Source organism: Hydrogenophaga sp., from assembly GCF_019264445.1.
Lineage (GTDB): Bacteria > Pseudomonadota > Gammaproteobacteria > Burkholderiales > Burkholderiaceae_C > Hydrogenophaga.
Map to the genome: position 1 here is coordinate 47,831 of NZ_JAHVAB010000076.1, position 12,947 is coordinate 60,777.

12 protein-coding genes are annotated in these 12,947 nt (G+C 62.4%); 11 read left to right on the forward strand and 1 reads right to left on the reverse strand.

Annotated elements, in window-relative coordinates; genetic code table 11:
* The first annotated feature begins 8 nt into the window (after positions 1-8).
* Entirely contained in the window at positions 9-338 is a 330-nt protein-coding gene (gene cyaY / locus KXJ60_RS16675; RefSeq protein ID WP_291130564.1) for an iron donor protein CyaY, read from the forward strand.
* On the opposite strand, the gene KXJ60_RS16680 is transcribed toward cyaY, so the two are convergent.
* Positions 328-2,613, reverse strand: a complete 2,286-nt coding sequence (locus KXJ60_RS16680) for a penicillin-binding protein 1A (protein WP_291130729.1) — start codon at positions 2,611-2,613, stop codon at positions 328-330. The two genes, cyaY and KXJ60_RS16680, sit on opposite strands and share 11 nt — an antisense overlap.
* Before the next feature lie 402 nt (positions 2,614-3,015).
* Between KXJ60_RS16680 and KXJ60_RS16685 the strand changes: the two genes are divergently transcribed.
* The 10 genes from KXJ60_RS16685 to KXJ60_RS16730 all read left to right on the forward strand — a co-directional run bounded on the left by KXJ60_RS16685 (position 3,016) and on the right by KXJ60_RS16730 (position 12,936).
* Complete coding sequence (locus KXJ60_RS16685; protein ID WP_291130732.1) at positions 3,016-4,095, forward strand: pilus assembly protein PilM; 1,080 nt, start codon at positions 3,016-3,018, stop codon at positions 4,093-4,095.
* The gene (locus tag KXJ60_RS16690) at positions 4,092-4,709 is read left to right on the forward strand and encodes a PilN domain-containing protein (RefSeq protein WP_291130567.1); all 618 of its coding nucleotides are present in this window, start codon (positions 4,092-4,094) and stop codon (positions 4,707-4,709) included. The genes KXJ60_RS16685 and KXJ60_RS16690 overlap by 4 nt, the downstream gene beginning before the upstream one ends.
* A gap of 17 nt (positions 4,710-4,726) precedes the next feature.
* Entirely contained in the window at positions 4,727-5,404 is a 678-nt protein-coding gene (locus KXJ60_RS16695) for a type 4a pilus biogenesis protein PilO (RefSeq protein WP_291130569.1), read from the forward strand.
* Positions 5,405-5,424: 20 nt separating this feature from the next.
* Complete coding sequence (locus tag KXJ60_RS16700; RefSeq protein ID WP_291130734.1) at positions 5,425-5,955, forward strand: pilus assembly protein PilP; 531 nt, start codon at positions 5,425-5,427, stop codon at positions 5,953-5,955.
* Between the two features lie 71 nt (positions 5,956-6,026).
* The gene (locus KXJ60_RS16705; RefSeq protein WP_291130737.1) at positions 6,027-8,078 is read left to right on the forward strand and encodes a type IV pilus secretin PilQ; all 2,052 of its coding nucleotides are present in this window, start codon (positions 6,027-6,029) and stop codon (positions 8,076-8,078) included.
* Positions 8,075-8,632: a shikimate kinase gene (locus tag KXJ60_RS16710; protein ID WP_291130572.1), complete on the forward strand. Its 558-nt coding sequence runs from the start codon at positions 8,075-8,077 to the stop codon at positions 8,630-8,632. The genes KXJ60_RS16705 and KXJ60_RS16710 overlap by 4 nt, the downstream gene beginning before the upstream one ends.
* 37 nt (positions 8,633-8,669) lie before the next feature.
* The gene (gene aroB / locus KXJ60_RS16715; protein ID WP_291130574.1) at positions 8,670-9,791 is read left to right on the forward strand and encodes a 3-dehydroquinate synthase; all 1,122 of its coding nucleotides are present in this window, start codon (positions 8,670-8,672) and stop codon (positions 9,789-9,791) included.
* 20 nt (positions 9,792-9,811) lie between these two features.
* Positions 9,812-10,981: a deoxyguanosinetriphosphate triphosphohydrolase gene (locus KXJ60_RS16720; RefSeq protein WP_291130576.1), complete on the forward strand. Its 1,170-nt coding sequence runs from the start codon at positions 9,812-9,814 to the stop codon at positions 10,979-10,981.
* Positions 10,978-12,183: an MFS transporter gene (locus tag KXJ60_RS16725; protein WP_291130578.1), complete on the forward strand. Its 1,206-nt coding sequence runs from the start codon at positions 10,978-10,980 to the stop codon at positions 12,181-12,183. Before KXJ60_RS16720 ends, KXJ60_RS16725 begins: the two co-directional genes overlap by 4 nt.
* 51 nt (positions 12,184-12,234) lie before the next feature.
* Complete coding sequence (locus KXJ60_RS16730) at positions 12,235-12,936, forward strand: transposase (protein WP_291130580.1); 702 nt, start codon at positions 12,235-12,237, stop codon at positions 12,934-12,936.
* The last annotated feature ends 11 nt before the right edge of the window (positions 12,937-12,947 follow it).

Sequence of the window (12,947 nt, forward strand, 5' to 3'; positions counted from 1 at the left end):
GCATTGTAATGACCGACATCGAGTACCTGGACCGCGCTGAGGCGCTGCTGCGGGCCATTGAACAGGCTTGTGACGACATCAACGACGCCACCGATGCCGACGTTGATAACCAGCGCGTGGGAGGCATGATCACCCTGACGTTTTCCAACGGCAGCCAGATCATCATCAACCTGCAGAAACCGTTGCACGAAGTGTGGATGGCGGCTCGGGCGGGAGGTTTCCACTACAAGCACGATGGTCAGGCTTGGCGGGACACCAAGGGGCAAGGCGAGTTTTTTGCCCACCTGTCGCGATTCGCCTCCGAGCAGTCGGGCCGGGCGCTGAGCTTCAGTTCCTGAACAAGTCCAGGATGCTGCGGCGCTCTTCCGTGGGTGCCGGGGGCTTGTTCACGGGAGCGTTTGCATCAGGCGCCGTGACCGCCGGTGCTCCACCGGGCCAGGGGTCTTGCAGGCCGAGGCTGTGCACGCCACTGCCAGGCCCGAACTCCTCGTAGTACCACTCGCCACCCACGTTGATCACGCCCGAGGGTGGCGCATAGGGCGCAACGGGCACACCCTTGAGCGCCTCCGACATGAACGAAATCCAGATGGGCAGGCTCAGGCCGCCACCGGTTTCGCGGCTGCCCAGGTTGCGAGGCGTGTCGTAGCCCACCCAGGCGGCCGCCACCAGGGTGGGTTGGTAGCCGACAAACCACGCGTCCACCGAGTCGTTGGTCGTACCGGTCTTGCCGTACAGGTCGGGCCGCTTGAGTGTGGCCTGGGCGCGTGCGGCCGTGCCAGAGCGTGTGATCTCCTGCAGCAGGCTGTTCATGACGAATGCGTTGCGCGGTTCGATGGCGCGCTGGGCATCGCTCAAGGCGATTTCGGGCGTTTCGTACAACACCTTGCCTTTGTGGTCACTCACGCGCGTGATGAGCGTGGGCGAGATGCGGTAGCCGCCATTGGCAAATACCGAATAGCCTGTGACCATCTGCATGGGTGTCACGGAGCCAGCGCCCAGCGCCATCGTGAGGTAGGGCGGATGTTTGTCGGCATCGAACCCGAAGCGCGAGACCCACTCCTGCGCGCTCTGGGTGCCCACCAGTTGCAGAACGCGAATGGACACCATGTTTTTGGATTTGGCCAGGGCGCGCCGCACAGACATCGGGCCTTCGAACTGACCATCGTAGTTTTTGGGTTCCCAGGGCTTGCCGCCGGTCTCGCCCGCGGAATAAAAGAGGGGGGCGTCGTTCACCACCGTCATGGGCGTCAGGCCCTTTTCGAGAGCGGCGGAGTAGATAAACGGCTTGAAGCTCGAACCTGGCTGGCGCCACGCTTGCGTGACGTGGTTGAACTTGCTCTTCTGAAAATCAAAGCCACCGACCAGTGCAATCACCTTGCCCGTGCGCGGGTCGAGCGCCACAAACGCCGATTCCACCTCTGGCAGCTGGGTGATGCGCCAGACTTTGGGAGCCGTTTGCACCACCCGGATCACGGCGCCAGGCCGGATCTTGATGTTGGGCCCCGCCTTGTCGGACAGCCCGGACTGCACTGGCTTGAGACCTTCGCCGGTGATCTCGAAGGGCTCGCCGTCTTGCCGGACAGCCACCACGCGCTTCGCATTGGCCTCGAGCACGACCGCCGACAGCAGGTCGTCATTGTCTGGACGGTCGTTCAGCGCCTCGTCAATTGCGTCGTCCCGCGCTGCCTTGTCTTCCGGCAACTCGATGAACAACTCGGGTCCGCGATAGAACTGCCGGCGCTCGTAGTCCAGCACACCCTGGCGCACCGCGCGATAGGCGGCCAACTGCTCGTTGGCCTTGATCGTCGTGGTCACCACCAGACCGCGCGTGTACGCTTCTTCGCCGTACTGAGACACGATCGCCTGCCGCACCATTTCGGCGACAAACTCTGCATGCGGCCGGTCGGGGTTGTTCACGACCCTCAGCTTGAGCTGCTCCGCCTTGGCCACTTCCGCTTCGGCCTCCGTGATGAAGCCGTTCTCCACCATGCGATCAATGATGTGCAGCTGGCGCGCCCGCGCTCGGCGGGGATTCCTGACCGGGTTGTAAGCCGACGGTGCCTGCGGGAGGCCGGCCAGCATCGCAGCTTCGGCGATGGAGACGTCCTTGAGCGATTTGCCGAAGTAAATCTGTGATGCCGCAGAAAAGCCGTAAGCCCTCTGCCCCAGAAAAATCTGGTTCATATAGATCTCGAGGATCTGCTCCTTCGTCAGCATGTGCTCCAGCTTGAAGGTCAGCAGCACCTCATAGATCTTGCGCGTGTAACTTTTCTCTGCGGAAAGGTACACGTTGCGCGCCACCTGCATCGTGATGGTGGAAGCGCCCTGGCTCTTGGCTTGCCGCAAGTTGGCCAGCGCAGCGCGGATCATGCCGCGATAGTCCACACCGTTGTGCTCGAAAAAGCGCGCGTCCTCGATGGCCAGCACGGCATTCTTCATGACGGCGGGAATTTCATTGATGGTGAGCAGGTTGCGCCTTTCCTCACCAAATTCACCAATCAAAGAGCCATCGGAGGAAATCACCCGCAAGGGCAGCTTCGGCCGGTAGTCGGCCAGCCCCGCCACTTCGGGCAAATTCGGATAAGCCACCGCGAGCGCGATGCAGACGGCCATCAGCACGCACGCAACACCCGCCGCCGCCAGTCCGGCCAGACCCACCACCAAGCGACCGGCCCAGACCAGTGCAGTTCGGCCAGTCAATACTGGCGCGTCGGGGGGGGTGTTTGAAGAAGTGTCGTTCTTGGCCATGCAGTCGTTCGGTGCCGGAGCCGGCGATTATAAAAATCCGTTGAGGGCGCTTTGAGAGGCCCGGACACGTATTGTGAGTTGTTGTGTATTTCTCGGCCAAGTGGCCGATGAAGCAGTGAGCATGAGGCCTTGAGTGCGTATGCTTTTGACAACGTTTCACTTTGTCTCAAAGGCAAAAAATCTTTGCTGGACAAGGGGCTTACTGCTAGCATTCAAGTGAATTCTTAAGTTTGGCAACGCGTGTTGCCGTCTATTTTGGGGGCCGCCTTGATCTCATTGGGGTCGTTATTCAGCCGTGAACCGGCGCCCTTGTTGGGCATCGATGTCAGCTCGTCCAGCGTCAAGCTGGTTGAACTGGGCCGCAACCGCTCGGGCGATCTCGTGCTGGAACGTTGCGCCATGGAGCCTCTGGAGCGTGGCTGGATCACCGACGGCAATATTGAAAAATTCGACGAGGTGGCCGAGGCGGTCCGTCGCGTGGTGCGCAAGAGCGGCAGCAAGACCAAAAACGTGGCGCTGGCACTGCCGGCATCGGCGGTCATCACCAAAAAGATCATCCTGCCGGGTGGCCTTTCGGACAAAGAGCTTGAGGCCCAGGTTGAGTCTGAGGCGAACCAGTACATCCCCTTCTCGCTTGACGAGGTGAGCCTCGATTTCTGCGTCATTGGTCCCAGCGCGAACTCGGTGGGTGACGTGGAGGTGCTCATCGCCGCGTCTCGCAAGGAAAAAGTGTCTGACCGCCAAGGTCTGGCCGAGGCTGCTGGGCTCAAGCCCGTGGTGATGGACGTTGAGTCGTACGCGTCGCGCATGGCCGCTGGCCGCGTGATCGAGACCTTGCCCAACCAGGGCGTGGATGCACTCGTGGCGCTGTTTGAAGTCGGCGCTTTGACCACCAGCATGCAGGTGATGCGCAACGATGAAGTTCTGTACGAGCGGGACCAGGCGTTCGGCGGAGCACAACTCACGCAGCTCATCGTTAGACAGTACGGCTTCTCTTCAGACGAGGCAGAGGCCAAGAAGCGGTCAGGCGATCTGCCCGACGACTACCGCTCGGCGGTTCTTGACCCTTTCATCGAGAGCATGGCCCAGGAAGTCGGCCGGGAGCTCCAGTTCTTTTTCACCAGCACGCCTTACAACAAGGTCGACCACATTCTTCTGGCCGGCGGGAGCGCCGCTTTGCCCGGTCTGACCGAGGCGGTAACTCACCAGACGTCGTTTGCCTGCATGATCATCAATCCGTTTGATGCGATGGAGATGGCCGCTTCGGTGCAGGCCCGCAAGATGTCCCGGGAGGCTCCCTCGTACCTGACCTCCACGGGTCTCGCGCTGCGGAGGTTCTACCAATGATTCTGATCAATCTGTTGCCGCACCGGGAGGCGGCGCGAAAGAAGCAGAAGGACCAGTTCTTCACGCAGTTGGGACTGTCCGCCTTGCTCGGGGGCATTGTCTGTGGCGCAGTGTTCACGTGGTACCAAGGGCAGATCGCTTCGCAGCAGGATCGCAATGCGTTTCTGCAGACCGAGATCAAGAAGCTTGAGGAAGAGATCAAGGACATTGCCAACCTGCAACGAGAAATCGCCTCGTTGCGTGCCCGTCAAACCGCGGTCGAAAACCTGCAGGGTGACCGCAACCTGCCTGTGCATCTGCTTGATGAGCTGGTGGCCCAGCTCCCCGATGGCGTGTACCTGAGCAGCATGAGGCAAGAGAACCAGAGCGTGCTTCTGGTGGGTGTGGCCCAGTCTCAAGAGCGGGTATCGGATCTCTTGCGCAATCTGGCCAACAACAGCCCATGGCTCGTGCGGCCTGATCTGGTGGAAATCGTTTCGGCCCGGTCTTCGGTGTCTGGGCGTGACCAGCGACGCGTGTCCAACTTCACCATCCGTGTGTCATTGCAGCGGCCATCTGCCGCGCCTGCTGCGGGGTCGGCCGCCCCAGCGCCAGGCGCGACGGGCAAAGTCTGAACATAGGACCTCGCAACATGGCCAAGTCGCCCAGCATCAATGTGGATTTCAAGGGAATCCAGGACAAGCTCAAGGCCCAGTTCACAGGACTGGATCCCAACGACCCGTCTCAGTGGCCGGGGTTGCCGCGCAATTTGCTTTTCGTGGCCGTGTGCGCCGCCGTCATCGCTGGCCTCTGGTTCGCGTGGTTGAAAACTTCAGATGAAGAGCTGATTGCGGAAAAAGCCCGAGAAGAGCAGTTGCGGGAGGACTACCGCAAGAAGCTGGTGCAGGCGGTCAATCTGGATGCGTTGCGCAAGCAGCTGGAACAGGTTCAGCAATACGTGACGCAGCTTGAGAAGCAGCTGCCCAGCAAGGCCGAAATGGATGCCTTGCTGTCTGACATCAACCAGGCCGGCCTGGGACGCAGCCTTCAATTTGAACTGTTCCGTCCTGGTCAAGTGAGCGTGAAAGAGTATTACGCCGAGTTGCCCATTTCGGTGCGTGTGACCGGCACGTACCACGACATCGGCTTGTTTGCCGCGGATATCGCCAACCTGTCCCGCATCGTGACTTTGAACAACATGACGTTGACGCCCATCAAGGAGCGCGACGGTGTTTTGACGCTTGACTGCACAGCCAAGACTTTCCGTTACCTGGATCAGGAGGAAATTGCGGCGCAGCAAAAGGCGGCAGGGAAGGGGCCCAAGCAGTGAGCTACAGCCGATGGATTTCAATGGGTGCAGGCCTGGTGCTGCTGGGCTCGCTCGCGGCGTGTACCGCTTCCGGGCAGGACGAACTTCACGCCTGGATGCAGACCGAGCGGAACTCGATCAAGCCTTCTGTTCAGCCCATTCCCGAGCCCACCAAATTTGTGCCTCAGGCCTACCTGGGCGAAAGACAGACAGAGCCGTTCAGCAGCGAAAAACTGGCCAGCGTATTGCGTGGCAGTCAGGCCGCCCCGGTTGTCAATTCCGCGCTCATCGAGCCCGAACTGAACCGCCGCAAGCAGCCGCTCGAAGCGTATCCGCTGGACACGATGTCGATGGTGGGAAGTCTGAACCGAGACGGCAAGCTGGTGGCGCTGGTGAAGGTGGACAACCTGCTTTATCAGGTTCGGCCAGGCAGTTACCTCGGGCAAAACTACGGACGGGTCACGCGAATCAGTGAAACCGAGGTGGTGATGCGAGAGATCGTGCAGGATTCGGCTGGGGAATGGATCGAGCGCGCTGCGGCGCTGCAGTTACAAGAGGATGCTTCTAAATGAACAAGCCAAACAGGGCAACCACGTTCGCAGCGCTGGGGTGGGGGGCTCTTAAAGGGGCCGCGATTGCCTGCATGACCTTGACGGCCGTTTGGGCCCAGGCCCAAAACGCCATCCAGTCCATCACCGGCGGCATTCAAGGTGGTGTCGAAGTCATTCGCATCAACACCACGGAGCCGCTGGCTGCGGTGCCTACAGGCTTCACCATCCAGGCGCCTGCACGCATCGCGCTGGACTTCCCAGGCGTGGCCAACGCCATTGGCCGCAACGCCGTGGACATCAACGAAGGCAATCTGCGATCGGCGAACGTCGTTCAGGCCGGTGACCGCACGCGCGTGGTCATCAATCTGAAGCAATCGGCCGCATATGAAGCCAAGATCGAGGGCAAATCCCTGATCGTCGTGCTGGAGCGGTCACAGCCGGTCACCGCCACGACCGCGCCTTCCGCGGCCTTTGCCGAGAACCGCAACCGCGACGTGGTGGCCTTGAGAGACATCGATTTCCGCCGGGGCGTGGGCAACGCCGGCCGTGTCGTGGTCGACCTTGCCAACAGCCAGGTGGGCGTGGATATCCGCCAGCAGGGCCAAAACCTGGTGGTGGAGTTCCTCAAAACATCCCTGCCTGAAGGCCTTCGCCGCCGACTGGACGTGAGCGACTTCGGGACTCCGGTTCAAAGCGTGACCACTTCGCAGGCAGGCGACCGCGTGCGCATGGTCGTGACGCCCACGGGGAACTGGGAGCATTCGGCCTACCAGAGCGACAACCAGTTCGTGCTGGAGATCCGCGAGCAGAAGGTCGATTCCTCCAAGTTGACGCAAGGCCCCGGCTATAACGGCGAAAAACTCTCCCTGAACTTCCAGAACATCGAGGTGCGCTCGTTGTTGCAGGTCATTGCCGACTTCACGAACTTCAATATCGTGACGTCGGACTCGGTCTCCGGCTCGGTGACCTTGCGGCTGAAGGATGTGCCTTGGGACCAGGCGTTGGACATCATCTTGCAGGCCAAGGGTCTGGGCATGCGCAAGTCGGGCAACGTGCTGTGGATTGCGCCCAAAGACGAGATTGCCACGCGTGAAAAGCAGGAGCTTGAGTCGAAAGCGTCTATCCAGAGCCTGGAGACGCTGCGCACCCAAGGGTTCCAGATGAACTATGCCAAGGCGGCCGACATCGCGACTCAGTTGACCGCTTCTGGCGGCGGCGGTGGTGGCGCATCGGGTGGCGCCAGCGCCCGGATTCTCTCGGAGCGCGGCAGTGTCATCTCTGAGCCACGCACCAACCAGCTGTTTGTCACGGACATTCCGTCGCGCCTGGAGCAGGTGCAGGAGCTGATCCGCAAACTGGATATTCCGATCCGCCAGGTGATGATCGAAGCACGCATCGTCGAGGCCGACGATACCTTCGGTAAATCCTTGGGTGTTCGTCTGGGTGGTGGCGTTCGTGGTTTCGGGGCAGGATCGGTCAACGGCAACCCTGTGCTGGGCAACTTTGGCTCCACATACGGGGCCGTTTCCACGGGCCCCACGCTGACATCGGCCCCCTTCGTCAGCCTTCCTGCGAACCCTGGATCGGCCGCGGCTGCGTCTTACGCGCTCTCGCTGTTCAGCCCCAACGCCTCGCGGTTCCTGAGTCTTGAGATCTCGGCGCTTGAATCGGATGGCAAGGGCCGTATCGTCTCCAGCCCTCGCGTGGTGACTGCTGACCAGGTCAAGGCCTTGATCGAGCAGGGCACGGAGTTCCCTTACCAAACAGCGACTTCGAGCGGCGCCACGGCCATTGCGTTCCGCAAGGCGAACTTGAAGCTGGAGGTCACGCCCCAGATCACGCCGGAAGGCAACATCATTCTGGATCTGGATATCAACAAGGACAGCCGAGGCGAGTCAACGCCCGACGGCATCGCCATCAACACCAAGCACGTGCAAACGCAGGTGCTGGTCGAGAACGGCGGTACGGTGGTGATCGGCGGTATCTTCGAGCAAACCGAACGCGATGAAGTCAACAAGGTTCCGTTGCTTGGTGATCTGCCAGCCGTCGGCAACCTCTTCAAGTCGCGCAACCGCATCGCCAACAAGTCCGAGTTGCTGATCTTCATCACACCGCGTGTCCTGGGGCGTTCGGCGATCAATTGAACCCGGGTTCTTCGATTTACCTGATCGGCTTGCCGGGCTCCGGCAAGTCGACGGTTGGGCGCCAGCTGTCGCGTCGCATCGCGCTTCCGTTCTTTGATTCAGACCACGTCATTGAACAGCGGCTGGGTTGCTCCATTCGTGAGTTTTTCGAGCGTGAGGGCGAGGCCCGGTTTCGCGATCTTGAAGCATCCGTCCTGGATGAATTGACACAGGGGCCTGCTGCCGTGGTGTCCACGGGGGGGGGTTCGATACTGCGACCTGAAAACCGGCAACGGTTGCACAGCAGGGGCGCCGTTTTCTACCTGAAGTCAACACCCGAAGAAGTTTTTCGGCGGCTTCGCTACGACCGAAACCGCCCGTTGCTTCAGGTGGAAGATCCCTTGCAGCGCATTCGCGATCTGTTCGAAGTGCGAGATCCCTTGTACCGGGAGACGGCGCATTTTGTGATCGAGACCGGGCGCCCCTCGGTGGCGACGCTCGTCAACATGATCGTGATGCAGGTGGAGCTGGGTGGCGCACGTCAGCCTGAGCCGCCCTGCGCTTCTGCGTCCTGAGCTGCGCGGGCGTCTGGTCCCGATAAACTCGGAGCCCATGACCTCACAGCAGCTGCATTCCCCATTTCAACAAGTTGACATTGATCTCGGCGATCGCAGCTACGGCATCCTGATCGGAGCGGGTGTGCTGGATTCAGCGCACAGCTACGACGGCTTGCCGCCGGCCTCCAGTGCCATGATCGTCACCAACCAGACGGTGGCGCCTCTTTACCAGGCAAGGCTGGTTCAAGCGATCCAGGCTCGTTACCGCACCGTGCATGTGGTCTCGCTGCCCGATGGCGAGTCATACAAGACGTGGGAATCGCTCAATCTCATCTTTGACGCGTTGCTCTCCAAGGGTTGCGATCGCAAGACGGTGCTTTTTGCGCTGGGCGGTGGCGTGGTGGGCGACATGACGGGTTTTGCCGCGGCGAGCTACATGCGAGGCGTGCCCTTTGTGCAGGTCCCAACGACCTTGTTGGCCCAAGTGGATTCGTCTGTGGGAGGCAAGACGGCCATCAATCACTCTTTGGGCAAAAACATGATTGGGGCGTTCTACCAGCCGCTGCGCGTGCTGTGTGACCTCGATGTGCTCAGGACGCTCCCGGCGCGCGAGCTGAGCGCGGGACTGGCTGAGGTGATCAAGTACGGACCGATCGCCGACATGGCATTTCTGGACTGGATCGAGGCCAGCATCGAGCCGCTGATGGCGCGGGATGCGGATGCGCTCGCCTTTGCGGTGCGCCGCAGCTGTGAAATCAAGGCCTGGGTGGTGGGGCAGGATGAGCGTGAGTCGGGCGTGCGCGCGATTCTGAACTTCGGTCACACCTTTGGTCACGCCATTGAAGCGGGCATGGGTTACGGCGCGTGGCTGCACGGCGAGGCGGTCGGTTGCGGCATGGTGATGGCCGCGCGGCTTTCCCAGGCGCTTGGTCTCGTGGATGCAGCCTTCGTGGATCGGCTCACGCGGCTTATCCAGCGCGCCGGTCTGCCTACGGTGGCGCCGGTGCTCGACACGCAAGACAACGTTGAACGCTATCTCTCGCTCATGCGCGTTGACAAGAAGTCGGAAGCCGGTGCGATCAAGTTCGTGGTGATCGATTCGCCGGGGCGTGCGGTGATGCGCAGCGCGCCCGATGCGCTGGTGGCTCAGGTCATCGAAACCAGTTGTCGGGGCTGATGGCTGCCGCCACACAGCCGATGCCAGCTGGGCTCGCTCATTGCGCGAGCGACCCGGGCCAGAGCCGTGGTCGCCGCCATCCCGAGGCCGAAGCGCCCACCCGGACCGCGTTCCAGCGTGACCGCGACCGTGTGATTCACTGCACGGCGTTTCGTCGGCTGGTCTACAAGACCCAGGTGTTCCTTAACCACGAAGGCGACTTGTTTCGCACGCGGCTGACCCATTCGCTGGAAGTGGCGCAGCTGGGTCGCAGCATCGCGAGATCGCTCCGTCTCAACGAAGACCTGGTCGAAGCGATTGCCCTGGCGCATGACCTGGGGCATACCCCTTTCGGGCATGCGGGTCAGGACGCGCTCAATGCATGTTTGAAGAGCGCGTCGAGCCATGCGCAGGCCGGCGAGGCGGATGGCTGGGGTTTCGAGCACAACTTGCAAAGCTTGCGAGTGGTCGACGAACTGGAAGAGCGCTACCCCGCGTTCGATGGCTTGAACCTGTGTTTCGAGACGCGCGAAGGCATTCTCAAGCACTGCTCCAAAGCCAACGCGGCTCGCCTGGAGCAGCAGGAGCCGGGCGGGGTGGCGTCGCGGTTTTTGAGCGGCGGCGCGCCTTCGCTGGAGGCCCAGCTGTGCAACTTGGCGGATGAAATTGCCTACAACGCGCACGACATCGACGATGGCGTGCGATCCGGTCTTCTCACCCTGGAGCAACTGGGCGAGGTGGAGCTCTTTGAGCACTACCGACGTGCCGCTCTGACCGCCCATCCGGACCTGATGGGGAGGCGGCTGCTGTTCGAGACCATTCGCCTCATGCTCAGCGACCAGGTGTATGACGTCATCGACACCACGCGCGCCCGGGTGCTCACATCGGGCGTGGACAGCGCGGACGCCGTTCGACGCGCACCGCCGCTGGTGGCGTTTTCTGATGACATGCGGCAGCGTTCGCAAGCGCTGAAGACATTCCTCTTCCGCAATTTGTACCGGCATCCGCAGGTGATGGAGACCACGGAGCGCGCACGCCAGGTGGTGACCGATCTGTTTGAGCGTTACCTGAATGCGCCTGCGGAGTTGCCTGATGCATACGGCCAGAGACAGGACCTGGCCCGCGCCGTGGCCGACTACATCGCCGGCATGACCGACCGATTTGCCATCCGCGAGCACGAGCGCCTGTTTGGCGCGGTGATGTTTCCGTGACACCTGAGACACCCACAGGCACGCGCGGCCTGGCGGCGCTCGTGGTGGCGGTGGGCGTCACCTGTGCGTTGCACGTGGGCAAACTGCCCGTGGCGATTCCCGTGTTGCGCGATGACCTTGGTCTGAGCCTGGTGCAGGCGGGCTTTCTTCTTTCGCTGGTTCAACTGGCCGGCATGACGCTGGGTTTGATGGTCGGCCTCATGGCCGACCGCCTGGGCCCCCGACGCGTCATGCTCGGTGGGCTGATGTTGCTGGCCGCAGGCAGTGCACTCGGCGCGCTCGCGCCCAGCGTGCCCGTGCTGCTGGCCACGCGTGTGGTCGAGGGCATGGGATTTCTTTGCGCAGTGCTGCCCGCACCAGGCCTGTTGCGCCAACGGGTTCAGCAGGGGGCGGCGCTGTCGCGGGCTTTGGGCTGGTGGGGCGCCTACATGCCGTTGGGCACAGCCTTGGCTTTGCTGCTTGGCGTGCCATTGCTCCAGGTGGTGGGTTGGCGCTGGGCCTGGGTGCTGCTGGCGGGGCTGTCGCTGATGGCCGCGGCGGGGCTGGCGAAGTGGGCAGCACCGGATGCCGCCCTGGCGGCCACTGCGGCATCCCCGGCTTCGTCCCTGGGTGCGCGCCTGCGGCGCACGCTGCAATCGGGCGGCCCGTGGCTGGTGGCACTTGCGTTCTTCCTGTATTCGGGTCAGTGGTTGGCGGTAGTGGGCTTTCTGCCCACCATCTACCACCAGGCCGGCTACACCGGCACAACTGTCGCTGTGCTCAGCGCATTGGCCGCTGGCATCAACATGGCGGGCAACATTGGCGCTGGCTGGTGGCTTTCGCGCGGCGCGCAGCCGGGTGGGGTGCTGGCGCTGGCGTACATCGCCATGGGGGTGGGGTCGTGGGTGGCGTTCGGTGCGGTAGGCCACCCGGCGGCGCAGTACCTGGCGGTGCTGGTGTTTTCTGGCGTGGGCGGCCTGATTCCCGGGACTTTGTTCGGTCTGGCGGTCAAACTCGCTCCTGACAACGACACCGTGTCCACCACCGTGGGCTGGATGCAGCAGTTCTCCGCGCTGGGCCAATTCATGGGACCGCCGGCGGTGGCATGGGTGGCCACACTCACGGGCGGCTGGCAGTGGACATGGACGGTCACCGGGGTTTCCTCGCTGTTGGGGCTGATGCTGGCCGGACGTCTGCAGGCCGCGTGGCGCACCCACCCATAATCGGGGTCAGGTTCACATGCGGCGCTTCGCAGCGTCGCCACCGCACGCACCATGGCCCGTCTTCCCCGTTTGACCGTCGCGGGTTATCCGCACCACATCATCCAACGCGGCAACAACCGCCAGGACATCGTCCGCAGCGATGCGGACCGCGAATGCCTGCTGGACCTGATGGCCGAGAACGCGCGCAAGCATCAGGTGGCTCTCAACGCCTACGTCCTGATGCACAACCACTTCCACCTGTTGCTCACGCCTGAGACGGCGCAAGGCGTGCCGCTCATGATGCAAGCCGTCGGACGCCGATACGTTCGCTACTTCAACGACCTGCATGGCCGCACGGGGACACTGTGGGAAGGGCGGTACCGCTCCACCCTGGTCCAGGCCGAGCGCTATCTGCTCGCCTGCATGGTCTACATGGATCTCAATCCGGTGCGGGCAGGCATGGTCAGCGAAGCGCGGCAGCATCCCTGGTCGAGCCACCGCCACTACATCGGCCAGGCGTCTGACCGGCGCGTGACGCCGCCTTCGGTGTACTGGGGCCTCGGAAACACGCCGTTCGCGCGGGAGGCGGCGTACACCGAATTGGTGCACGCCGGCCAGTCTGTGGCGCAGCAAGGTGCCATCACCGACGCGACCCTGTACGGCTGGGCACTGGGCGACGCCACCTTCACCGCTGAGTTGCAGAAGCGCACACCGCGCCGCATCGCGCCGGCCAAGCCGGGCCGTCCTGTGTCCAGGCGGGCTGAGAAGCCCTGATGTGGCGTATC